General features: G+C 53.7%; 19 protein-coding genes and 2 pseudogenes. 5 read left to right on the forward strand and 16 right to left on the reverse strand.

All coding sequences use genetic code 11. From position 1 onward, the window contains the following. From OVA10_RS22865 to OVA10_RS22900, 8 genes and pseudogenes are all read right to left on the reverse strand, one after another. A pseudogene (locus OVA10_RS22865) lies at positions 1-230 on the reverse strand (Clp protease N-terminal domain-containing protein); the annotation flags it as partial. 165 nt (positions 231-395) lie between these two features. Then, positions 396-887: an Hcp family type VI secretion system effector gene (locus tag OVA10_RS22870; protein ID WP_268196928.1), complete on the reverse strand. Its 492-nt coding sequence runs from the start codon at positions 885-887 to the stop codon at positions 396-398. Positions 888-890: 3 nt separating this feature from the next. Beyond that, positions 891-2,570, reverse strand: a complete 1,680-nt coding sequence (locus OVA10_RS22875; protein WP_268196929.1) for an OmpA family protein — start codon at positions 2,568-2,570, stop codon at positions 891-893. Continuing rightward, positions 2,570-3,259: a type VI secretion system protein TssL, short form gene (tssL, locus tag OVA10_RS22880; protein ID WP_268196930.1), complete on the reverse strand. Its 690-nt coding sequence runs from the start codon at positions 3,257-3,259 to the stop codon at positions 2,570-2,572. The genes OVA10_RS22875 and tssL overlap by 1 nt, the downstream gene beginning before the upstream one ends. Next, complete coding sequence (gene tssK, locus OVA10_RS22885; protein WP_268196931.1) at positions 3,256-4,605, reverse strand: type VI secretion system baseplate subunit TssK; 1,350 nt, start codon at positions 4,603-4,605, stop codon at positions 3,256-3,258. The genes tssL and tssK overlap by 4 nt, the downstream gene beginning before the upstream one ends. A gap of 13 nt (positions 4,606-4,618) precedes the next feature. After that, a complete protein-coding gene (gene tssC, locus OVA10_RS22890) occupies positions 4,619-6,166 on the reverse strand; it encodes a type VI secretion system contractile sheath large subunit (RefSeq protein ID WP_268196932.1) in 1,548 nt (515 codons plus the stop codon). Positions 6,167-6,200: 34 nt separating this feature from the next. Then, entirely contained in the window at positions 6,201-6,692 is a 492-nt protein-coding gene (gene tssB / locus OVA10_RS22895; RefSeq protein WP_268196933.1) for a type VI secretion system contractile sheath small subunit, read from the reverse strand. Positions 6,693-7,009: 317 nt separating this feature from the next. After that, the gene (locus OVA10_RS22900) at positions 7,010-7,756 is read right to left on the reverse strand and encodes an SDR family NAD(P)-dependent oxidoreductase (protein ID WP_268196934.1); all 747 of its coding nucleotides are present in this window, start codon (positions 7,754-7,756) and stop codon (positions 7,010-7,012) included. 497 nt (positions 7,757-8,253) lie between these two features. Between OVA10_RS22900 and OVA10_RS22905 the strand changes: the two genes are divergently transcribed. Genes OVA10_RS22905 through OVA10_RS22920 form a run of 4 tightly spaced genes read left to right on the forward strand, consistent with a single transcriptional unit; the run spans position 8,254 to position 9,349 of the window. Further along, positions 8,254-8,475: an ANR family transcriptional regulator gene (locus tag OVA10_RS22905; protein ID WP_268196935.1), complete on the forward strand. Its 222-nt coding sequence runs from the start codon at positions 8,254-8,256 to the stop codon at positions 8,473-8,475. After that, the gene (locus OVA10_RS22910; protein WP_268196936.1) at positions 8,468-8,710 is read left to right on the forward strand and encodes a TraR/DksA C4-type zinc finger protein; all 243 of its coding nucleotides are present in this window, start codon (positions 8,468-8,470) and stop codon (positions 8,708-8,710) included. Before OVA10_RS22905 ends, OVA10_RS22910 begins: the two co-directional genes overlap by 8 nt. 60 nt (positions 8,711-8,770) lie before the next feature. After that, positions 8,771-8,929 (forward strand): hypothetical protein, encoded by a 159-nt coding sequence (locus tag OVA10_RS22915; RefSeq protein WP_268196937.1) that lies wholly within the window; start codon positions 8,771-8,773, stop codon positions 8,927-8,929. A gap of 15 nt (positions 8,930-8,944) precedes the next feature. Next, the gene (locus tag OVA10_RS22920) at positions 8,945-9,349 is read left to right on the forward strand and encodes a cytochrome b/b6 domain-containing protein (protein WP_268196938.1); all 405 of its coding nucleotides are present in this window, start codon (positions 8,945-8,947) and stop codon (positions 9,347-9,349) included. 361 nt (positions 9,350-9,710) lie between these two features. Here the strand turns inward: OVA10_RS22920 and OVA10_RS22925 are convergent, their stop codons facing one another. Further along, entirely contained in the window at positions 9,711-10,325 is a 615-nt protein-coding gene (locus OVA10_RS22925; RefSeq protein WP_268196939.1) for a DUF2913 family protein, read from the reverse strand. A gap of 1,228 nt (positions 10,326-11,553) precedes the next feature. On the opposite strand from OVA10_RS22925, the gene OVA10_RS22930 reads away from it, so the two are divergent. Then, positions 11,554-12,345: a tetratricopeptide repeat protein gene (locus tag OVA10_RS22930; RefSeq protein WP_268196940.1), complete on the forward strand. Its 792-nt coding sequence runs from the start codon at positions 11,554-11,556 to the stop codon at positions 12,343-12,345. 180 nt (positions 12,346-12,525) lie between these two features. Here OVA10_RS22930 and OVA10_RS22935 read toward each other — a convergent pair whose 3' ends face one another. The 7 genes and pseudogenes from OVA10_RS22935 to OVA10_RS22965 form a co-directional block, all read right to left on the reverse strand. After that, positions 12,526-13,794, reverse strand: a complete 1,269-nt coding sequence (locus OVA10_RS22935; protein WP_268196941.1) for an ISL3 family transposase — start codon at positions 13,792-13,794, stop codon at positions 12,526-12,528. 4 nt (positions 13,795-13,798) lie between these two features. Further along, positions 13,799-17,056, reverse strand: coding sequence for a type I restriction endonuclease subunit R (locus OVA10_RS22940; protein ID WP_268196942.1), 3,258 nt, complete (start codon positions 17,054-17,056; stop codon positions 13,799-13,801). Continuing rightward, entirely contained in the window at positions 17,057-18,394 is a 1,338-nt protein-coding gene (locus tag OVA10_RS22945; protein ID WP_268196943.1) for a restriction endonuclease subunit S, read from the reverse strand. After that, positions 18,391-20,418 carry a type I restriction-modification system subunit M gene (locus tag OVA10_RS22950; protein WP_268196944.1) on the reverse strand — a complete coding sequence of 676 codons (2,028 nt, stop codon included), beginning with the start codon at positions 20,416-20,418 and terminating at the stop codon, positions 18,391-18,393. Before OVA10_RS22950 ends, OVA10_RS22945 begins: the two co-directional genes overlap by 4 nt. Positions 20,419-20,646: 228 nt before the next feature. Further along, a pseudogene (locus OVA10_RS22955) lies at positions 20,647-21,112 on the reverse strand (transposase); the annotation flags it as partial. Between the two features lie 322 nt (positions 21,113-21,434). Continuing rightward, entirely contained in the window at positions 21,435-21,851 is a 417-nt protein-coding gene (locus tag OVA10_RS22960; RefSeq protein WP_268196945.1) for a putative zinc ribbon protein, read from the reverse strand. After that, positions 21,839-22,261, reverse strand: coding sequence for a putative zinc ribbon protein (locus OVA10_RS22965; RefSeq protein WP_268196946.1), 423 nt, complete (start codon positions 22,259-22,261; stop codon positions 21,839-21,841). The genes OVA10_RS22960 and OVA10_RS22965 overlap by 13 nt, the downstream gene beginning before the upstream one ends. Positions 22,262-22,293: the final 32 nt, after the last annotated feature.

Genomic DNA, 22,293 nt, shown 5'->3' on the forward strand with positions numbered 1-22,293 from the left:
GGCTGTTTATCCAGCCAGCCGAGCAAATCCTGCCACAACGTATCCATATCCCACTCGTAACGGTGCGCAAGAACGCTAAGGTCACCCTCACCCTGCTCCAGCAGCTTCAGCAGCCAGTGCTCCGGCAAGATTTCGGCGTGCGCCCGGCTCTGACAGAGCGAAGCCGCCCCTTCCATTGCGCGGGCACAGAAAGGATTAAGACGTCGAAGGAGGATTGCCGTTTTTTCCATGTTTGCTTGCTCACTGTTGAGTGACCATTCAGGCACGCTACCGCCCCTGGCCGTTACCGAGGCCCATAAGGTCTGTTCCGGGATATGATGTTTTTGCTGAACGCCCGTAGCGGCAGACGCTCAGCAAAAAGAAAAGCGGACAGACAAACTCTGCCCGCTTGCGACTTACGCGGTGGCGCGTTCGCTCCAGGAATCGGAATGAATGATGTTGCCGTCCTTGTAGGTCCAGGTGATTTTTTCGTAACGCAGTTCAATGCGCTCAAGGTGGTTGTGCTTCTCTTTAGAAGGATCCTTGATGTCATACATTTCAGGATTCACTTTCACCACTTTCACGTTTTCCAGTCTGGTGTTGAAATACTCCACTTCCTGGCCGGCGTCGTTGATTTTGTACCACTTGAATTCAGCAGACTTCAGCGTCTGGCCGGTGGTCACGGCTTTGTACAGATACGGGCTGGAAGAATCGATTTCCTTGGTAAACAGGAACGGCGTGTGAATGCGGGTGCCGGTCAGTTTGCCGGTGTTGTTATCGGTCGGGATATACAGGTTGTGTTCCTGAGCAACAACTTCGATGCTTCCTTCGCGATCTTTCACATCTACAGAACCCTTGATGTCAGCGCCGCCATCGTCTTTCAGCCACAGATAAACCGGGATTGCCATGTTTTACTTCTCCATTTCTTGAGTTGAAACGTCACGAACATCCTGTGACGCAAGTTTTGAGCCTGGCAGACGACAGGCATCAGCCTGCGGTACCAGACTGATCTCGACACGCCGGTTATGCGCACGGCCATCAGGCGTGTCGTTTGATGCAATCGGTCGGCTGTCACCGTAACCCTGCACGGCAAAGCAACTTTCCGGTACGTCCCCGGTATCACGCATCCAGTTACGGACGGCCTCAGCGCGTTGTAAAGACAGGGTCTGGTTGAGCTGAACGCTACCGGTATTGTCTGTGTGGCCGCTGACCACGATGAGCCAGCCTGGTCTGGCTTTGATTCCGACCAGCGAGTTAACCAGCATTCTGGTCGAGCCCGGTTTCAGCACGGACTTACCGGAATCAAACAGCGACATGCTGTCGAGACGAACAATTTTCGGCACGGGTTTTGATTCAGGTGCTGGCGGTGGTGTCCATGTATCGATAGCCTGCTGCAGGGCCAGCCACATGCGTTGCCCTGGGTAATAGCCCAGGCTGTAACGCAAAGGCTCACCCTGGCTCTGCCAGCGTTCAAGCAGGAGCGCATCCTGCTTCAGGGCGGCCAGTGATTCTGCCTTAGGGCGATAGTGGTTCATCGGGATGGCATTCCAGCGCTGTAAATCGGTACTCACCTGACGGATCAGGTCACGGTTATTGAGCGCAGAAATACCCAATGCGGTCAGGGCACACAGCCACATCAGCAGGATCAGGAGACGGGTACGCTGGCCCCCCTGCACAGTTGATGCAAAAGGTGCCAGAAGTGGCAGAACCGCATCCGGAAACAAACTTGCCGGTGCTGTCTGCCCGGTTTTTCTGAAAAACTGCAAACATGTGCGGGTATATAGCCAGTCGGCCCAGACTGACTCGGTACCGGGAAGGACAGTACCGAGGCGCATTGCCACAGAGAATGCTCGTTCTGGAGGCGTTAACCGATCAGGCTTTTCCAGCTCTTCAGCCAGCGTATGACGGATAAAGGAAAATGCCTCGCTGACGGCTGGCAGTGTCAGGATATTGTCTTCCGCCTGCTGCCAGTCAATGAACGCCTGAGGCGAATCATTTACCGGACAGACAATCGGCTTATCACCCCGAACGATTATCCAGGGCGTTTCTGGCCCGGAAAATTCTGCACTCAACACAACCGGTAGTGTGAAACCCGTCAGGGATTTAATCTGCTTACACTGCTGGCGAAGCGTTTTCAGTGCGGAACGAACAACGGCTTCATCCTGATGATGGTCTGGAAGGCAGCGGTACATCACCGAAAGCTGCCCAACCTGGCGCGGGAACTGCGTCTGGATACTGCGGACAACGTCAGTTAACTGGTTGACGTCACCCGCCCGCAGCCACCATCCCTGGGCTGTTTTACGCAGAGGACTCCCCTGAAATAACGCGTCCAGCATATCACCACACACCAGTACAACGGGCCCCTGGGCGTCGGGTAAAGGCAGTTCAGCGGCCAGGAGGGTAACGTCAGATGTGGGCTCTTCGCTCCGACAGTTTTTAAAAACAGTCCAGCCTGCCAGAACGAGGATCAGCAGCGTGGACAGACCGTTAAAAACGTTGCCTGTCGGGATGAAATACCACAGCAACCATAACAACGTGGCAACGGCTGCCAGGGCGTGCAGGACTACCGGAATGATGACTGATCTACGCATTAGCCATGCAGCTCCGGTATTTGTGCAGACAAGAGTGCCTGGAGCCAGAGATGGCCCCCCCACCAGGTAACGCCCGTAAGAATCACGGCGAGCGCTATCCAGAACCAGACTGAGCGCATCAGACTCCAGCGATGTTTACCCATCCTGTGAACAACCAAAGACAGGCCAGCATCAGGCGGAGAAACACGTTCAGAAAGGGTTTTCATTACCTCATCACGCTCCGACTGGCTGACCGCGTTCAGGCTGTATAGCCCCTGAAAGCCCAGCGCTATCACCCGGTGATAGCAGGTTAAAACGGCCGGGTCTGGTGAGGGCTGACGCAGAACTTCTGCAATGCGATCCCATAGCGCTTCACCTGCCCGAAGTGAGCCAAAAAAACGGGCCTGAAGCGGCGCTTTACGCCAGGCCACCTGGCCTTCATCTGCTTTCGGCACCTCTCCTTCCTCGCTTTTTTCAGACTTACGGCTCATCACCGTTTCGTCCAGCAGGGCACATTGTGCGTAGGAAATATGCTCAACACTGGCGTCGTCATAACCAGCACGCTCCAGTGCTTCCCGTACACTTTCAACCTGCTTAACGGACTTGTCGTAAAGCGCGTTGCCGTTGAGAGTGACGGCGCCTTTCTTCAGCATGGTGACGGTGAGCCAGGTCTCCGTCATCAGCTGGTCGATATCGATATCCTGTCTCATGAGCGCAATACCGCGAACAGTTCAAGTTCAAGAGCACCAAGCAACTCCGGTACATAGAACATACACACGCCCTGCTCCTGCATTTCATGCGCAGCGGGACTTTCCATATCAAGTGCGAAGTACTGGTTTTCCATACGAACAGGCAACGCTGCCGGAACCCTGCTCACCGGGATCAAAGGGATACCTTTGAGTGCAGCACCATAGATCTCGTTGACGTCATCAGGCGAGCCCGCCTGACAGAGTGCAGGGAATTTTTCGGCAACCTGCCAGGCCGGGATATCCGAGCGTACAGAGAGATAAAGGTCGGCCTCTTCACGCAGGCGGATATCGTGGAGGCTGGCCTTCCAGGTCTGTCCGTCCGGTCGGGACATTTCCAGAGCAATGACCCGGGATGGCAGACTGGCTTCCAGCAGACCTGTTATCAGGTCAAACAGCGGAGGAAATGTATTGGCCGGTTGCTCGTGGTCATAGCCCGGTATGGCGTCAGGATCATGGTCCAGGGAAAAAGTCAGCATACTGCCAGCCAGACGAGCGAGCTCCGCCCACACCTGCTCTGGCGGACGGGAAGGAAAGCGTTCGTATTCCGTCAGCACTCTGGCGTGGGAATTCAGCGCATTCAGCAACCAGAAAAGGGATACATCGGCTACGGCAAAATCGGCGAGTCTTTCGTTACTTTCACGACGCATGGTCATCAGTCGCTGGCGTCGGGAGCGAAGCTGGCGATTGAGCAGCACCAGACGTTCGCGAAGGACCGGACTTGCCGCAAAAGATGCCACTGGAGGAATAAAAGACGGATCCTGTCGCCACGCATTTTGTCCATCACGGATCAGTCTGGCCACAGGGCAAACTTTCCAGGAATCATTGCTTTCATGGGCAAACCGGATGGTGAAATTATACCGGGCAACGGCCATGGATTCTTCTTCAGACCCGAAGGCATCCTGCAACGTCACCCATTCTTCACGATAACGAAGCGGCCGGTCTGCGGTAATGCCTTCCTGTTCTACGTTGGCAACACCCGGCTGCATGTGAGGCAGTGCGATGACAACGGTTAGAGAATCGAGACCTGTCAGCTGGCTGGCATCTAACTCACGTGGTGCCGGAGGCAGATCGCTCTTTTGTGCGTCAATCAGCGATCCGTCTTCCAGCCAGAGGCGTAACTGCGTAATCTGGATCAGACCAGACGAAAGAAGGCTGTCATTAAACTCAACTTTTTCCACACCCCAGGGGAACGGGGATGCCAGTGCAGATACACCGCGACTTCGAAAAGACTCCCATTCAGCCTGCTGCTGGAACTGCTGAGGGGACAGTAAAGCCCCCTCGTTCCACAGTGGACGATAAATTTTCATCCCTGCTCCTGCCCTATGCTTTTGCTTTCGGCATCTGGGATACCAGCGACAGGCTGACGTCCATGCCTTCCACCTGGAAGTGTGGCACGGCGTACAGCTTCACGCGGAAGAAGCCCGGATTATCCTCGATGTCTTCCACCACCACTTTCGCATCACGCAGCGGGTGAGAGGCCTGCAGTTCGTCGCCCGGGTCGGTCATCTCGGTCACCAGACTGCGCACCCAGGTATTGAGCTCAAGCTCCAGCAGACGGCGGTCCTTGGTGGTGCCGATGTTTTCACGCTGGATAACCTTCAGGTAGTGTGCAATGCGCGACAGCAGGAAGATGTACGGCAGACGGGCGTTGATGCGGCTGTTGGCGGTCGCATCAGCCGTGTCGTACAGGGCCGGTTTCTGAGTAGAGTTGGCGGAGAAGAAGCAGGCGTAGTCGCGGTTCTTGTAGTAGCTCAGCGGGATGAAGCCCAGGTTCGCAAACTCAAACTCGCGGGTTTCCGGTATCATCACCTCTGACGGAATTTTCACCTGATTGCCGGTACCCAGATCGTACAGATGGATTGGCAGATCCTGGACGGCGCCGCCGGCCTGCGGGCCGCGGATTTGCACGCACCAGCCGTTGCTGATAAAGCTCTTCACCATATTGGCGGCAAAGGCAAACGAGGCGTTAGTCCACAGATACTTTTCGTGGTCAGGACCTTTAACTTCTTCCACGTAGTTAAAGCTGCGTACCGGGACGGTGTCCGGGCCATACGGCAGGCGCCCCAGCACGCGCGGCATCACCAGGCCGATATAGCGGGCATCGTCGGTTTCACGGAAGGATTTCCATTTGATGTATTCCGCGCGGTCAAAGTAGTTACCGATGTCCTTAATCGCCGCCACCTCTTCCATCGAATCCTTCAGGAAGAACGCCGGGCCGGCCGAGCCGATAAACGGCATATGCGCGGCGGCGGCAACCTTCGAGATGTTGCGCAGCAGGGCTACGTCCTGCGCGGAGGCGTCAAACTCGTACGCGGAAATCAGGGCCGCAACCGGCTCTCCCCCCGGAGAATCGTACTCTGAAACGTACGTGTGCTGATAGAGCCCGCTCTGGATAATCTCCGGCGCGTCCTCAAAGTCCTGACGCAGGTCGTCTTTGGACATATCCAGCAGCTCAACCTTCACGTTCTGGCGAAAATCGGTTTTATCCACCAGGGACTGCACCCCGCGCCACAGGCTTTCAACAGCCTGGAAGTCCGGGTGGTGCATCACCGCATCCAGCTGGCGGCTAATCTGGTAGTCCAGCTCCGCGATGTGGTGGTCGATGAGGTTGCGGTCGAGCTTCTCCACTTTTGAGCCCGCTTTCGTCAGGCACTCCAGAAACACCTGCATACCGGCCGTCAGGCGTTCATTCGCGGTCGCCTCCGACATCGCCTGCGCGTCCTGCCAGATATCCAGCGCGCTGAGCTCAGACACCGGGTTCAGGCTGATTTTTTCAAACAGGGAGGCATACACCCCGCCGGCGGAAGGACGGTCCAGGACAACGGTTTCGCCACCGGTATTCTTTTCATTCTGTACAGACATGAGCATCTTCTCTTTGTTAATCCGTTACGTGCTGCGGGCGTTATGGCTGTTTCGGTGCCAGGGCGGAGAGTTCACCGCGCAGTTCAGCGCTCAGTGACGGGTCGAGGAGGATTTTTTCCAGCTCGCGGCGAAAGGCGGTGTTGTCCATCAGATTGGCCTTCAGGTCGCGGAGCAGGTTGCGCATGGCAAGCATGGCTTTGAGCTGGGGAATTTGACGGGCAACCTGTTCCGGTTCAAAATCCTTCATGTCGCGAAAGGCGAGCGTAATCGCATCTTCGCTGCCGTCGCCGGCCAGGGTATTCTCCACCGCCATGCTGACTGAGGGCGAGAATTCCGCCAGCACGCTGTTCATGTTATTTTTATTAATGTTGACCTTCTGGCGTTCAGAAAGGGGACGCTGTTCTGCACCGTTGCTGAAATCACCGGCAACCAGCAGCTTCAGGGGGAGTTCAACCTTATTTTTAGCTGTTCCCGTATGCAGATCGAGCTTTATGTTGACCCGGGACTTCGGTATTTCTGACTGATAGCTCATTGCCTGTCCTCCGTTTGTTTTTTATTTACCTTGCCTCAGTCAGACACCGGAAAAGGGCTGAACTGAAACTACATCACCCAGAAATACGCAATTCGCGCAAACCTGTGCCTCATGTTTTTGACAGCGACACCGCCTGCCCTGATGCAGGTTTATCCTTCCCCGCTTCGTACAGAGCAGTATTGCTCCGGGGTCCGCAGAGCCCCTTACCTGACTTACGGGTATTTAACGTCGTTTTTTAATTCAGGCATACTAGAAAAATTACAGGTTTCAGAATTTAATTGAGAAGGTGATTATGCTTCATTTTCCTTATTTCCTTTTTATCGGGCCGTATAGCCGCCATCGACCGGAAGTAATGCGCCGGTTATAAACGATGAAGCTTCACTCATTAAAAAATCAATAAAATATGCGACATCCTCAGGGGTCCCTATTCTGCCTAATGGCTGCGCCTGAGCTTCATCCCTGTGAACCTGCTCAGGATCCAGTCCATTTTTTAAGGCATAACGCTGGACAGCATTTCGATAGAGGGGCGTGTCTATCGTCCCGGGACATACCGCATTACAGCGAATACCAGACTGTGCATAATCCAGAGCAACAGTCCTTGCCATTGAGGCTATTGCCGCCTTTGATGAATTGTAAGCAAAGCTGTCTGGCTTGCCGATAATAGCCTGATCGGAGGATACAATGACGATGCTGCCTTTCCGTTTTTCTTTCATAAAAGGGATCACAGACCTTAACAGGAAGTAGGTGCCTTTGGCGTTGACATCCATAATTCTGTTAAAATCATCTTCTGTCGTTTGCTCTATATTTGCAGAAAAATGCACACCAGCGCTTACCACTAATGCATCAATTCTGCTCTCCCGGGCAAAGACGGAACTGACAGCCTCGTCCACGTCATTGCGATTTGTTACATCACATTTGACAAATATTCCGCAAGACTCTGGCGGTTCAGACTCTGGCGCAAATAAATCAAAATTGTAAACACGATAGCCACGTGACAGGGCAAGGAGCGCGGTTGCTTTGCCTATACCACTGGAGCCACCGGTTACAATACAAATCTCAGACATGACGTCCCTTTCAGTTAAATTATATCAAAAGACATAAAAATATATCCTTACTGTCAGCAATAGTCAGTTGCGCTGATTGCTTCTGAATGTCAGAGGCCCTGCATAAACTGGAATAAGGGATGGCGTTACAGCTTTCACAGCCCGACACAAAGATGCTTTGGATTTTCACTCGCTCCCGCCGTAACGCCATCAGGTTAAGTTTGCACAATTTATAATGCGATGTAAATGGATACCAGCCAAAAATAACCCGCCCCTTCGATGTGTAAAATCACACAAAAAAATAACCACCCACACTATTTAAAATGGCAAATATGTTTATCTTGATATAAATAAAAACCAAAAATAAATATTGTTATTTTTATTTAATTTGATATTGCTGTTTCAGCGGGCAATGTACTGCATGCAGGATGGATTAACTCAACGTCATTTTCGCTGTCGCGGGAATATACCGGCAGAGTATCGGCAAAGGATCACAGGCACAGGACAAGGAACCAGCAATGAAGCCATACAGTGAATTCAGCCGCCTGGCAGAACAGGCGGTCAATGCGGAACGAGAAGGGAATTATGACGATGCCGCGCTGTCCTGGCAGGATGCATCAACAGCAGCGCGGTTCAGGGTTAATCTGGAGTGGGCTCAGGCACGAAAGGCATACTGCGAACAGCGCTGTGTTCGTGGCTCATCACCTGAAAAAACCGGGGGAGAATACCGTCATGGCTGATATTGCAGATGAGGCGCAGGGCGCTGAAGAACAGCTCATCGCGCAGGGTTTAACCTCCATTCGCGCGCAGCTTGCCTCTTCTGGCACTGAAGAGTGCCGGATTTGTGGCATCAGCATACCTGAACGCCGTCGCCAGCTGCTTCCCGGCGTCAGTACCTGCGTGGAATGCCAGGAGCGCAGGGAGTTTTATCAGAAAGTCGGCTCCGTCCGCGTTGCTGATAACGACGCAGACTGACCCGTAAGCAACATAAACCGGCGAAAAGAACGCCGCCACTCCACTCAGGAAGGAGACACCATGTACACGACCCGCAATACCCCGCGAAATTTCTGGCATTTTCTGTCGCTCATCCAGCCCGTTTTATTACGTTGTCTGCATGGTATTATCGCCGTTTTGGTGTTCAGCCAGGTCATTACCAGCAACGGTATTACTTTTACCGCTGACGGTAATCCGTAAGGCCCTCTCACCCTCGTGCATATCACCACGGGGCTGGCTTTACTCATACTCAGCGCCATACTGATTGTTTACTGCATAATGCTTCGCGGTTTACGGCATTACTTTCCTTATCTCTGGGGGGATACGGCACAAATCCGTCTGGATGTTCGCACACTGATTAATCGCCGACTGCCTGAGGCTTCTCCGCGAGGGCTTGCGGCCTCCGTGCTGGGGCTGGGACTCGGCGCAGTGGCGCTTGTTGTGCTCTCCGGTGCCGGCTGGTTTATGCTCTGGCTCCTTGCCTCCCCCCTTGCACCAGCCCTTCGCGAATGGCATGTCACGCTTACCGGGCTGATTGAGGTCTACATTGTCGCGCACGGTGCGATGGGGCTGCTTCATTTTACGCTGTGGTACGTCCGGCAGCGCACGGGCACAGACTGATATTCTGCTCAGACCTCACGCCCGCACGGAACCAGGGGGCCGGCGCCAGTCTTTAAGCAGTCAGCCTGTCAGAGGCGGCGTACATCGCCGCCAGCCACCTTGTGAAACGCAGATGTTTTCCCGGACTATCTTAACGGTTAACGCCATAAAGCTGCCGCGCGTGAAACCCGACCCCATCGGCCCGGTGGTTTTCCCGTTGAGCTTCCGTGCTGTTAAGCTCCCCCGCCAGCCCACACCTCCCGTTCCGAAAAAACCATCAGAGTTCAGACTGTTGCACGCTTCTTCACAGCGTTCACTCAGCTGCGGGCCAGGCACGCCCTGCGGTTTACCGGTCGCTCACGGGTACGGTCAACAAAGCGCTTCAGGCACCGTCAGATGACGGCTTAAGGATAATGCGCTCAGGCTCTGCGACCTCAGACAGCAGGGCAAATGCCGACAGGGTATCGCGTACCGTATCCGGCTCACCGGTGGTCATGAACGTGACCGGCCCCAGCAGCCTGCCTGCGTCCGAGAACTGGCGCACCAGCTCTGATTTGCGGACCAGCAGTGCCCGCTCCCCGGCATACTCCCTATGAAGACTCTCCCGCCGCCATTCCTTATCCGTCACCACCGCATTTACCCAGCCCTGCGATTTAAGCCTGTCAATGGCGAACGTCAGGCGGTGCAGTTCAGACTGCGCCTGCACCGGACCATTACTGGCGGCAAGCACGCCCTCCAGCCGCTGCTGAAGCTGCGCGCCCGCCCCCTTCTGTCGCCCGCACCGCAGCAGGTCCTCAATTTCATCGGCGATGGCGCGGGAAAAGCGCTTCTGCCGCTGAGCTGTCCCGAGCCAGCGCATCAGGAAGGTATGTGCCATCAGCGGGGACAGCGCCTGACCGTCTAGCTGTGCAAGCCTGAGGGCCACAAGCGCACACCAGGCCAGATGCCCCAGCGCGGCCAGGGTTTCTTCTGCAGTAAATGTGTTGTTCTGTTTCATGGTGCCGGAGTATAAACGGAGGGATAAAAGATGAAAGAGTGTTTTTCTGAAATTACCGCACGAGTACTGAATAAGGCGACCGACTTGACGCGTGTTAACCCCGTCAGTGAAAAAGGTACCGGTGAATTAAAATACACTCAGATGCCAGCTCCCCGGAAACCAGAGACTGAGTGATATAAATGCAAATGTGCTGAAACGCTCATTAAACATCACTGCACTCTGCACACCGGTAACGACAGGTATATAAATCGAATAAATTGCGGTGCTTGGTGCCTCCAGGTGAATCTGTATTTAGCCACTACAGATCCGCTCTCAGGTACGCTTGTTCGGGTAATACCAACTAAACAGCCCCGCCGCACAGGGGGATTCACCGCAACCGGGATGGCGCTACGGCGTCCACCGCCTGACTCAAAGATGCCTTGATTTTCACTCGCCGTAACGCCATTTCGGTTGAGAGGCGATAAGTTACAATATTCGTCAAAACCCCAGTGTGCAAAAAATGCGGAAATATAGCCAACCCGCCGACATAGCTTAAAAAATAATGATGATTATGTTGATATGTAAAATTATCACTAAAAGTAACTTGCCAGCTTCACCCGATATGAAACAATGAAGCGTTTGTTGTATATCCACACTATCTCTTGTTTGTCTGTACTGTTTTTCGAGTTGCCGCCACGTGCGGCTTTTTTTATTTTTCTTATTGTATAATTTCACACAAAACGTGTGTGACTGATTATTTCTTAACGTTGACTTTTCACTGAAAAATTTATAACTCGGTATCTTGTCGTATCGCCCAGTACCATCAGCTCAGGGACGACAAGCAGAAATGCGCCGGCACAGGGTTGTAGTGAGCGCTGAATCAGGTCGAGTCTGAACAGCATGGCGTAGGTTACCCGCTGGCGTGGGGATGCCAATTCTGTCATCGGCGGATCAAAGAGGCGTCGACAGACGTCATTGCCGTAGCGCTTACATCTATATTGCTGCCAGGCTTGATTAAAAGGAAACAGAACGATGGATTTAATTGGGAAACTACGTGGTATTTTGAGACGTCAGTCGGTCAGGGGAGAATCTGAACCTTCATCAGCGCATGAACGTAACACGAAACTGGAGGGCAAATGGCTTACCGTGGATCACCCATACTTCTGCGGTCACGCAAACATTTCACCGGATAAGCGCTGGGGTAACAGGCTGCGATGATTCGGATGGTGACAGACATGGAGGCCACAGGATGAAGGGCAATGGCCGTGTCATTCTGGTTGATTATGCGTCGGACAGGATTGTGCATGAGCTAAAATGTTTTGCACGCCCTGTCGATGCCGCTGTTTCTGATTCTGGTAGTTACATAGTCCACGATTGTGGTTTCGGTTGCGCACTTCGCGGGGATGTCATCGCTATCAACACCAGCGGTGACGAAATCTACCGTCGGCACTACCGCGCCAATATCTTTAATATTGGTTTGTCCCCATGTGGCCGATACGCAGCCGTCCAGACAGCAAATGCTGACAATAAAGACAGTAACATTCTTGAGGTTCTCGACCTTAAGAAGGGTAAGCGAATCTTTACTGTTCGTCCCATCGGGGCATGGGCCGATGGCTATTTATTCGATACAAACGCTGACGGAGAGTTAGGCCATCTACGCGTCAATCTTCGGAACCTCGGATACTTCCGTTATTCCGCCACAGGTGAATTCCTTGATGCTGAATCACTACAGGTAGCCAGGCTGGACAAAGGTGATTACACCACGAAGATTATGGCCGCGCAGGAATTGCTTAAGACAGATCCTACAGATGAAAGCGCCAGGAAAGCCCGGAGCGTCGCTGATGCAGCTCTTGCGCAGGGTGCTCTGGAAAGATATGACTGGGGAGCGTTAGCACACAGGGTCAGGGGTGAATCGTTTGAATTGCTCGGACAGTTATCTGATGCTCTGGAAGCCTATGAACAGGCACTTGCAATGAATCCTAAAGTGGGCGTGCAGCGTCGGGCAACGACTCTGCGTAAAAAGCTTTCTGCAAAGGAATAAAACGAACCTCTGAGACGGCATAGTAAATAAGGGCTATTTGCATTCCAGGGTTGGAATTCATCCATTCTAACCCTTGATTCTTAGTCGGACAAAAAGCTGCTTCTGGTTGGATTTTTCTGTTTTTCACCACCCTGCGAAAATCTAACATTGGTTGGATTCTCAGACGCGCCCTATCTCGCGTTAATCCAACTCTCCACCTTCTGCCAGCTTCAACAATGTCGGAATGTGCGGTCCATACTCGACCTTGCCTCGTCCTGCTCGAATACCACTGCCAACCTTGCGGGCTTCTTTGGAGTACAACGTCTTTGCATGGATGATCTCATAGCTATAACCCCGACCTAACCTGTTGGACATCTTGATCAAGCCGTTGAGCCCTTCGGTATACCCATTGGTGATTGAGAACGGCGCATCCCAGTAGGCAAAGATGTCGTCGTAATGGTTGTGTACCGTTTTCACCAGTTTTTTGAAAGGCTCCATGCCATAAGGCGGCAGGCTGTTCTCCCAAGCCTCAAAGGCGTTCTGAGCGCTCTGCTTGTCGGGTTCGTCGTAGATGCAGAAGAAGGCTTCCTTGAAGCCATAGGCCATGGCAAATTCTGGGATCGCCTGTTTTACAACCTCCAGCGCCTTTTGCTCTGCGGGCGTCAGGTTGCCGGGTCGCTTCAGGGTGAGCCAGCGAATCGATTTTTTGACGTAAATGCGATCTTCTTTGCTTAACTGTGCCTGATAGTTCTTGCGCTCCGCTTCCAAGGCTTCAGAGGCCATCTTGACGACATGGAACTTGTCGATCACCAGTTTGGCGTTGGGCAGATACTGAGCAAAGGAACGCTTGAAGGGTCGCCACATATCCGTACAGACCCATTCCACCTTGTCAGCATCCGGCAAATCCTTGAAGAAGGGCTTCAAATGCTCTTGAGTACGATGCTCCAACATATCAAAGACGTTGTTGGTTGCCAGATTGGTGATTACACAGCGATACTCTCCGGCCAGGTTCACTTCGTCAATACCCATGATGACCGGGGTTTCGTAACGAACGGTTTGGGAGAGTTCCTCAATGAGATCGTGAGCGATGTTCTTGACGGTGTTCACCGCCACACCGGTTTGCTCGGCTAAAGCATGGAAGGTGGTTCCCAGGCACTGTTGCCGAATAACATCGACCAGCCGTTTGGTGGCTCGGCGTTTGTCATCCAGAAAACTCAACTCCGGCATGGACATTTTTCCGCACGACTCACAGCGAAAGCGCGGGCGCTGAACTTCAAGGCGGACGGGCTCCATGTACAACGGCGTGTCCATGAACTTGTTTTTGCGCGTACCGTGTCTGTGCATAGGGATGTTGCAGTCCCCACATAACGGCACCTCGACCGTTACCGGCTCAGCAACTATCACAAGGCACTTGCCTTCGTGGCGCATATCGACCGGCTTGATGCCTGGTAAATTCAGCAGGTCAATCATCGGCTTAATCCATACCCAGATCGATGTCTTTGCCTTCGCGCAGCAGGTCATACACCATATCAACCAATGCGGTCATGCCCTGACGGTCAGACTTGAGCACCTGGGTTGCCAGCTTCTGATGACTGGACAAAGCACGAACAACCGCTTGCTGCACAGCCCCGGGGAGGTTGCCTTTCATAGCCTGCTCACGGGTGTTGCTTTCCACCTGAGCCATGACGACATCGCTTTCACCGGTAATTGCTGAAATCTGATTAACGAAAGCCACCTGATCCTGGATCGGCGTCGCCTCACCAAACAGGCTGTTGAGCCTCTCGATAATCTCTTTGACGAATTTCGGCTTGTCGCCTGCCGCGCCACCACCGCCTGCACCTGCTGGTTGTAATACCGAGGTTTTGCCTTCGTCTTCTGCGTCATCGGGTCGAGCATTGATGTCAAAGCCAGTAAGCACCAGGCCTGTCAAGTCCACGGTTTCCGGTGCTTCGTGCTGAAGGCGCTTTTGCAGCAGCTTGGCGAAAGCGGCAAAGTTCTCCAACTCCGGATCGCCAAAATCAATCAGTTGAGCGATATAGGAATAGGTACGGCAGAAGCGCCCCAGGTCCGACTTGAAGCCCATCAGTGCCTTGATTTGCTCGGCATACTCATCCTGGTGGTGATCGGCAGACTTCATGCCCGCCTCATCACCCCTGGCGCGGGCCTTCTCAAACGCTGCTTCCCACGTTGCCATGCCATCTCGCAACATTTTCATCTTGTCGTTATACAAGGCCGTCGCTCCAGCTGTAGCGGCATACAGCGCCTTGTGCTGTGGCGATTTAGTATGGGTGATGTCACGTATGGTCTTGAAGCGGGCTTCTTTGAACGCGGCCAAGTCCTTCTCGTCGTACAGGCCGTGCTCGTCCAGTCGCTCCTTAATCTCGTAGACCACATTGAGGTCTTGCACTTCGCCGATGTGAGCGCCCTTGTCATAGGTGGCAAAGGCCTTGCGCACGTTCTCCGGATCGTTCACGAAGTCGATGATAAAGACCTCATCTTTCCCAGGTGCCATCCGGTTCAGACGGGCGAAGGTCTGCACAATCTCCACATGGTTGGCGATTTTCTTGTCCACATACATGGCGACCAGTTTGGGCTGGTCAAAGCCAGTCTGGAACTTGTCGGCCACCAACATCACCCGGTATTCCGGGCGGTCAAAGGCAAAGCGCAAATCCTGACCGTGGACATCCAGGTTCATGCTCTGCTCGGTGAACTCCTCGTTCTCATCGACGATAAACACATCATCCTTGAACTCTCTGTCATCCTGGTGCATCACCTGCTTACCGGTCATCTTGCCGGAGAAGGCCACCAGTGAATGAATAAAGCCGTACTCGCTGTGCTGCTCGATATAGCGGTCAAACGCCTTCTTGTAGCGAATGGCAGCGGCACGGGAGCTGGTCACGACCATCGCCTTGGCCTTGCCATCCAGCCGGTGGGCGACGTTCTTGGTGAAGTGCTCAACGATAAACTGTACCTTCTGGGTCACATTGGTGGGGTGCAATGACATCCACTGTGCCAGGGCGCGTTTGGCGGCCTTGCTGCTTACCCGCTTGCTGTCTTCAAGCTGCTTGGAAAGGTTGAAGGCCGTTTTGTAGGGCACATAGCCGTTCAACACATCGAGAATGAATTTCTCCTCGATGGCCTGGCGCATGGTGTACAGGTGGAAGGCTTGTGGCGGGTTATCGTCCGAGGCCGGTTGGCTTGGATCTGTTGGGCGCCCGAACAGCATCAAAGTGGAGTGCTTGGGCGTGCCGGTAAAGGCGAAGTAGCTGATATTGTCCGGGCGGGCGCGGGACTTTTGCAGTTGCTCCAGCAGTTCATCCACCGTCATGGTGGACATCTTGCCTTGTCCGCTCATCCCCAGCGCGGCTTGCAGCTTAGCGGCGGTAGAGCCTGTCTGCGAGTTATGCGCCTCATCAATGATTACAGCAAAGTTTTTCCCTTTCAGGGCCTTGTCAGTGATGATGGCTTCCATCGCGTAGGGGAAGGTCTGGATCGTGACCACCACAATCGGCGTGCCAGACAACAAGGCATCCGAGAGCTGCTTGCTCTTGGACTTGGATGACTTCTGCCGGTCAATGGCGGCGATCACCCCAAACTGATGGTCAATCTGCTTCACCGCGTCCTGAAGCTGGCCGTCCAGCACATTACGGTCGGTGACAATGATCACGCTGTTAAATATCGCGTCGCCGTTATCTTCGCGCAGTTTCACCAAGTCATGGGCCGTCCAGGAAATGGTGCTGGTCTTGCCGGAACCTGCGCTGTGGTCACACAGGTAGGTCATGCCTGCGCCATTTTCGCGAGCATCGGCCAGCATCTGGTTCACTGCCGTCCATTGGTGAAAGCGCGGGAAAATCAGGGTTTCTTTCTTCGACCAGTTGCCCTGAATATCCACCACGTCCTTTTTCTCGACGTAGACAAAGCTATGGAAAATCCGCAGCCAGGCATCCGGCTGGCAGACCGCCTCCCAGAAGTAGGCTACCGGGTATTCCTGGGTACCATCGGTCTTAATCTCACCTGGCGGGTTACCCGCATGTACCGTGCCGCTTTCGTCCTTGCGCCCCTTATTGAACGGCAGGAAAAAGGTGTTTTCTCCATCCAGCCTGGTCGCCATCATGATTTCAGAGTCGGACATGGCGAAATGCACCACCGCCCCGCGCTTGAAGGTCAGCAATGGCTCCCAGCGTTTGGTCCTGGCGTCATACGGCAGGCGATCATTGCGGTACTGATCCATGGCCGCTTCGCAGGACTGGGTGAAGTCGGTCTTCAGTTCGACGGTTGCCACCGGCAGACCGTTGATAAACAGCACCAGATCAATGGCAAATTCACGGGCCGGGTGATACTTCAGCTCCGGCACCACGCGCAGGATATTGGCCTGGTAACGCTCAATGACTGCTGCATTGCGCTTGTCTTCCGGTGCAGCCTCGGTCATCTCGATCAGGCCGCAACCGGCAATGGAAAAACCCTGGCGCAACACCTGCATGGTGCCTTGTTTCTCCAGTGCTTTATCCAGGCGATCCATCAGCACTTCAAGGGTTTTGGCCCCGTTGAGCCGTTCCAGCTTGTCCCATTTTTCCTGCTGGCCGCTGGTTTTAATCCAGCTTTCCAGGTCTTCGGGGTACACCGCTCGTTCGGTGTCGTAGAACTTGGAATCACCCAGCTTCCAGCCCTGATCTACCAACCGGTCGATGATGTATTGCTGGAAGTGTTTTTCCTGATGTGCTGCTGATTGCATTTATTGTTTTCCTCGCAAATCAATCTGGCCGGTGACAGCGGCGGTGATAAAGGCGGCGCGGCGTTCTTTGAGCAGGGTGATACTTTGTTCCGCCTTGCTAATCAGAGCATCAATGCGGGCGGTTTCAAGGTCGAGGGTGGCTAGAATGGCATCTTGCTCCTTCAGATCTGGAAGAGGTAGACGAGTGTTCGCTACATATTCATGCTCTAAGCTTTCAACAGTAGCTCCTTCTTTTGCCCATATCCCAAGCAACGAGCGGTTAAGACCCTGTACCCACCGAAGTATAAACCGGGGTCTAACCCTAGTTTCATCAAGGCTCAATGCTTTCATGTCCTGATTTAAGCTAACAGGAACATTATTGATCCCAACCGGTATCGTGTGACGAAGAATACCTGATCGAGCAACCAGCAACACCGCTCCCGAGTCAATCAGTTTCGTGGCACTATTTTCCAGTCCTTTGGTAGTTATATGATCTATAGAATCGGTAATCACCTCATGTTTCATATCCTTTGGAGAGACCCAAGGGATGCAGCCGTTCCAATAGTCTGGATTTTCTTTTGATGGCGTACCACCACCAGAGAATGCAGCAACATGCTTTAGTTTTGTCGCCTCCCAGTGCTCCGGCACCTGCCCAATCCACTCAACGCCAGAATCCTTCATCTTCACGTTGGGGTCTAGCCCCTTGGTGACCGCATGGGTAATCAGCGCCTGGCGCTTTTCCTTCAGTAGCTCGATAAAGCGGGTTTTCTTCTCGACAAGCGTATCAATACGGGCGGTTTCGCGGTCGAGGGTGGCCGCGATGGTGGCTTGTTCTTCTCGTTGAGGAACAGGCAGTACCATAGAGCTGTATTTTTCAGCGCTAACATTCTGTATTGTGGACTGTATATTGCTTCCGCTAATATATTCCCAATAAGAGTGAGACTGAAGGTAAGCGTAAATATACTTTGGAAGAGCCTTTTCTTCGTCACAGCTAGCTTTTATCAAGTATCCTGCAAAGCACGCAGCACCATTAGTCTCTCTGTATAGAAAGCTTTTCCCTACTGTCGCACCGCTTCTTGCGAGCAATATGTCGCCGTCAGACAGTAAATAACTATAAGCTTTATCCCATGGCAGCGTCTTAAATGTATCCTCCCTTAAGGTGCCGTTCTCTGTCAGGTCAGTAATACGGATATACCTTGGATGATTTGGGTCATCACTTTCCGCAGACTCATTAGCTCCATAGGACATAGGAGCAGAAAGGATGTATTTGAACGGCTTCACCTCCCAATGCTCCGGCACCTGCCCAATCCACTCAATACCGGAATCCTTATACGCGGGATATGCTCTGTACTGGCTCATTCGCTGGCCACCTCCGCCAGTAGCGCGGCAATCTCGGCTTCTACTTGCTTCAGGTCTTCATCAATATCTTGCAGCTTGCGCGACGGCTGGTACTGGTAGAAGAAGCGGTTGAAGTTGATCTCGTAGCCAACGCGGCCCAATTGACCATCCCTGGCATCGGTAAAGCTCTCATCCATCCAGGCATCCGGCACATGAGGAAGCACTTCGCGAGCAAAGTAGTCGTCGATGTCCTCCAGATAGGGGACGTTCTCGTAATCAGTTAAATCTGTGTCTGGCACCAGCTCGCCGTTGGAATCCGTGACTGGCTCGGCTTTCGGGTCTTTGTGACCAAAGGCGTTGATCAGCGCGATGATCAATGTTTTGCTGGATTTGACCTTGAGTTGCTTGGCTTCGTCGGACTTGATCGAGTTCCTAACAAAGGTTTCTGCCCAGCTATAGGGCTGCGTTTGCCCGATCAACGGCTTGAGGGCTTCGCGCCAGAATGTCTGATGCGCGTCAGAGAGCTTTTCCCAGGCAGCTTCGGCTTCCAGCCGCTCCATGCCCACCTTATCCAGCTCCAGGGTCATGCGCAGCGGGCGCAGGACCTTGATACGGCGGTAGCCAAAGGTACGGTAGTCCAGCATCCGGGAAAGTGCACCGGTTTCGCCTGAGGCGTAGATGTCCAGAATCTGGCGGCGCTGCTCATCACTGACAATACGGCGCTTGTTGCCCTCGTTGCGGATTGCAGTCCACAGGCCGGTGGCGTTGATCAACTGCACCTTGCCTTTGCGCTCCTGCGGCTTCTTGTTGGACAGAATCCACAGGTAGGTGGCGATATTGGTGCGGAAGAACAGATCCGTTGGCAGAGCTACAATGGCTTCAATCAGGTCGTCTTCCAGCAACCAACGGCGTATTTCCGATTCTCCAGACGCGGCACCGCCGTTAAACAGTGGCGAACCCGACAACACGATAGCAGCGCGGCCACCGCCGTTGATCGGCAGTTCTAGCTTGCTCGCCAGGTGCATCAAAAACAGCATGGAGCCATCGCTAATTTTCGGCAGGCCCGGACCAAACCGGCCCAGCTCGCCTTTTTTGTGTTCCGCTTCGACGGCGGTTTTGTCCTTCTCCCATTTCTTGCCGAAAGGCGGATTGGACAGGCAGTAGTGGAAACGCTCACCGGCAAACTGGTCGTTGGACAGCGTGCTGCCCTGGCGAATGTTCTTCGACAGATCTCGGCCAGGGTCGGACTCCAAACGGCGGATCAGCATACCGGCCACACAAACCGCATGGGTTTCCGGCTCCAACTCCTGCCCGTGCGGCACCAGCACTGGCGGGATCTTGTCGCGGTTACCGTAGTCGCCCACATGGTTCATGGCATCGGTGAGGAAGCCACCCGTGCCACAGGTCGGGTCATACAGAGTACGAATCAAACCGGGGCAGGCCTCAAACAGGGCATCATCCGGGTCAAGTAGCAAAGCGGTCGCCAGGTGAACGATGTCGCGCGGCGTCATGAAGTCCTCGGCCCCTTCATTGACCTCGGCACCAAAGCGGCGAATTAGGTGTTCGTAGATGTTACTCATCACCCGATCCGGAACCACGTCCGGGTGCAGGTCGATCTTGGCGAAGTTCTGGCAAATCTTGTACAGCAAGCCCGCTTTCTCCAGCCGGATCACCGTATTGCCAAACTCAAACTCCTCGAAGATAGCGCGGGCGTTATCCGAAAACAGGGCGATGTAGTCTTCCAGATTGCGGCGCGTCTTGGTGCTACCCAGGGTGCCGAGGGAGTATTCAGAGGTGTTGTAGAAGGGATATTCAGCTGTTGAGCGCAGAATAGTATCCAGCTCAACATCGGCATCCTTGAAAGCGTCATGCGCTTCTCTCACCGCCTCGCGGGTCGGCTCCAGCGCACACTCCAGGCGGCGCAGCAAGGTAAAAGGCAAAATGATCTTGCCAAAGTCCGTATGCTTGAAGTCCCCCCAAAGGTCTTCCGCATTCTTCCAAATAAAGTCAGCCTGTGAAGCTGCCGATCCCGTAAATTCGTTCATTCTGGACTCCAACCACCTTTTGCACAGAACGGTACTGTAGTCAATCTGCGAATGTCAACCAGATTTTGCACAAAAGGGGGTGAATTTCAATTCTTGGCTAAATTTGCGATCTTACCTCAGAATGCAAATAGCCTAAATAAGTAAAGATGATGAGATAAAATGGCGCGAAACTGTGATGATTTTAGCCAGCGCACAAAAAACGAACTGCCTCTTCGGAGCCAGTCTCGTCTCATCCGTCGCACCGTCTTCGGCCAGATGACGTTTGCGCCATACTCTGCGCCTGGCAGCCCCATGTGGCCTGACTTTCCATTCCTCTTCGCCGAAGACCTTCAGGCCAGTAGCATCGGTAACCAGATGCGAGATTTTCCCCGGGCTGGCGCCTTTATGCAGATGTTGACGCGCTTTGCCCGTTTGCTGACCTGAGCGTAGTCAGAGCAGCGGCAGAACCATCAGGTAAAAATCGGGTCAATGAAGCTAATGCCTGGAGCGGCAGGTTGAACACGCGCTTCATCATCATAACCCGGCTGATCGCCATATCGTTGCAGTGGAGAGGTCAGCTACAACCTTCAGGCTGTGAGCTGTCAGTTCATGCAGCAATAGCTGATTCATCAAGCCAGACCGTAATCGAACCATGCTGCCTGAGCGCATTGTTGTAAGCTGACCCGTTGGTGATTTTAAACTTTTGCTTTGCCAGGGGGATCCGATGCGGAAGCATCTCTGGCGATAAGATCCGCCAGTCACCTAAACGTTCGATTGATTCACCAATTTGCAGCCAGACTTCGGTATGTAAACGCAGAATCAATGATCGGTAATCGGCCATTCTCTCGCGGTGCGGCAATCCCGGCGTAACGCTGAGTGCCACCAGTTCCGGGTCATGGTCAACGGCCCGCTGCAGAAACGCACGCGTGCTGACGGCATCAGACGCCCGGATATACGATTGATTCACAATGCAAACGCTCTCTGGATTAAATCAGGGCGCCCCCTCTGCGGCGGTATCGGGTTCATAAGGATGGGGATTACCTGATACTGCAGCAGTAGTTTCTCTGCCAGTTCACTTCTTCGATGCTGTAGATACCGGTCTGGCACCGGTAACAGTGCTTCAGCCCCTGGTAATCGTCCCCGCACCACACGCAGTACCAGGACAGCGTCATTACCGTTGCATCCAGTCCGTTGAGCATATTGCGCAGCTTCCTGTGCCGGGCCTCCGCTTTCACTTCCGGGTCGAGATGAGCGCAGTTCATCAGCACATCCCGGGCCACGGCCAGCGTATCGTGTTCAAACCACGCCGGGTCGCTGAAAGTGCCGGCATGCAGTACCAGACGACATCCACAGGAAGCACAGCTCCATATCTGCTCCTGTGCGCTCATGGCCTCACCGGCCGTCACAAAGTGACCTTCACGGTCATTTGCCAGGTAACATTTCAGCAGGCGCATGCCGTTACCTCTGCAATCCGGATTTCAGCATCAGAGAGCGTCCTGCTGAACTCACCGGTCCGGCAGCTCAGGCAGTAGCGCTCGCCATGGTAATGACTGTCGCAGCCACTGCAGTGCCAGTCATACTGATAAACCCGCGGGCGGGCACGGGGTACATAATATTTAAGTTGCCGGGTAAGACGGGCCTCCTCAGGCTCAGGTCTGACATACGGACAATGCCGATCCCCGTTATCTGTCAGCATGTCGGACCGGTGTTCAAACCACGGTCGCTCAGTGTTGTATTCAGGATGGTAACGCAGCGTACTGCCGCACAGGTGGCAGGTGTAGCGGTCATACGGATACCGTTGTGCCGTTCTGGCTCCGGTGAGACGACCATGACCGTCAAGGGCCATGAAAGATTTGGCATACATCGTGGTTCTCCTTACCGCCATACGACACGCAG

This window comes from Lelliottia sp. SL45 (assembly GCF_026672535.1).
GTDB classification, from domain to species: domain Bacteria; phylum Pseudomonadota; class Gammaproteobacteria; order Enterobacterales; family Enterobacteriaceae; genus Enterobacter; species Enterobacter nimipressuralis.

Coding starts and splice junctions, on each gene's coding strand:
- OVA10_RS22870 (WP_268196928.1), bottom strand. CDS start 887: ATGGCAATCCCGGTTTATCTGTGGCTGAAAGACGATGGCGGCGCTGAC.
- OVA10_RS22875 (WP_268196929.1), bottom strand. CDS start 2,570: ATGCGTAGATCAGTCATCATTCCGGTAGTCCTGCACGCCCTGGCAGCC.
- tssL (WP_268196930.1), bottom strand. CDS start 3,259: ATGAGACAGGATATCGATATCGACCAGCTGATGACGGAGACCTGGCTC.
- tssK (WP_268196931.1), bottom strand. CDS start 4,605: ATGAAAATTTATCGTCCACTGTGGAACGAGGGGGCTTTACTGTCCCCT.
- tssC (WP_268196932.1), bottom strand. CDS start 6,166: ATGCTCATGTCTGTACAGAATGAAAAGAATACCGGTGGCGAAACCGTT.
- tssB (WP_268196933.1), bottom strand. CDS start 6,692: ATGAGCTATCAGTCAGAAATACCGAAGTCCCGGGTCAACATAAAGCTC.
- OVA10_RS22900 (WP_268196934.1), bottom strand. CDS start 7,756: ATGTCTGAGATTTGTATTGTAACCGGTGGCTCCAGTGGTATAGGCAAA.
- OVA10_RS22905 (WP_268196935.1), top strand. CDS start 8,254: ATGAAGCCATACAGTGAATTCAGCCGCCTGGCAGAACAGGCGGTCAAT.
- OVA10_RS22910 (WP_268196936.1), top strand. CDS start 8,468: ATGGCTGATATTGCAGATGAGGCGCAGGGCGCTGAAGAACAGCTCATC.
- OVA10_RS22915 (WP_268196937.1), top strand. CDS start 8,771: ATGTACACGACCCGCAATACCCCGCGAAATTTCTGGCATTTTCTGTCG.
- OVA10_RS22925 (WP_268196939.1), bottom strand. CDS start 10,325: ATGAAACAGAACAACACATTTACTGCAGAAGAAACCCTGGCCGCGCTG.
- OVA10_RS22930 (WP_268196940.1), top strand. CDS start 11,554: ATGAAGGGCAATGGCCGTGTCATTCTGGTTGATTATGCGTCGGACAGG.
- OVA10_RS22935 (WP_268196941.1), bottom strand. CDS start 13,794: ATGATTGACCTGCTGAATTTACCAGGCATCAAGCCGGTCGATATGCGC.
- OVA10_RS22940 (WP_268196942.1), bottom strand. CDS start 17,056: ATGCAATCAGCAGCACATCAGGAAAAACACTTCCAGCAATACATCATC.
- OVA10_RS22945 (WP_268196943.1), bottom strand. CDS start 18,394: ATGAGCCAGTACAGAGCATATCCCGCGTATAAGGATTCCGGTATTGAG.
- OVA10_RS22950 (WP_268196944.1), bottom strand. CDS start 20,418: ATGAACGAATTTACGGGATCGGCAGCTTCACAGGCTGACTTTATTTGG.
- OVA10_RS22960 (WP_268196945.1), bottom strand. CDS start 21,851: ATGCGCCTGCTGAAATGTTACCTGGCAAATGACCGTGAAGGTCACTTT.
- OVA10_RS22965 (WP_268196946.1), bottom strand. CDS start 22,261: ATGTATGCCAAATCTTTCATGGCCCTTGACGGTCATGGTCGTCTCACC.